This is a genomic window from Pseudomonas sp. Pse1, assembly GCF_024519635.1.
Classification (GTDB): Bacteria; Pseudomonadota; Gammaproteobacteria; order Pseudomonadales; family Pseudomonadaceae; genus Aquipseudomonas.
Genome location: NZ_JALJRO010000080.1, coordinates 1 through 464 on the forward strand (window position 1 = coordinate 1; position 464 = coordinate 464).

A 464-nucleotide genomic window follows, 5' to 3' on the forward strand; every position below is an offset into this window, starting at 1 on the left:
TTGAGAATGTCCGGGATGGTCGCGGTGAACGCCACGGTGGTCGAGTGCAGCATCAGGATCACTTCGTTGCTGTAGTACGGCAACGAGCGGCGCAGGGCCGAAGGCATGATCACGTAGGCATACAGCTTCCAGCCGGTCAGACCATAGGCCTTGGCCGCCTCGACTTCGCCGTGATTCATGCTGCGAATCGCCCCGGCAAAGATCTCCGTGGTGTAGGCGCAGGTGTTCAGGGCAAAAGCGAGGATGGTGCAGTTCATGGCGTCACGGAAGAACGCATCGAGCACTGGCTGCGCGCGAATGGCGGCCAGGCTGTAGATCCCGGTGTAGCAAATCAGCAGCTGGATATACAGCGGCGTGCCGCGGAACAGGTAGGTGTAGAACTGCACCGGCAGACGCACGTAGAACTTCGATGAGACCCGGGCGATCGACAGCGGAATCGACACCAGGAAGCCAATGAAGATCGA

Annotated in this window: 1 protein-coding gene; it reads right to left on the reverse strand. The window is 59.7% G+C overall.

All coding sequences use genetic code 11. The features are described 5' to 3' along the window. The coding region (locus NR126_RS28460) for an ABC transporter permease subunit (RefSeq protein WP_256832493.1) at positions 1-464 on the reverse strand (464 nt) is incomplete at both ends.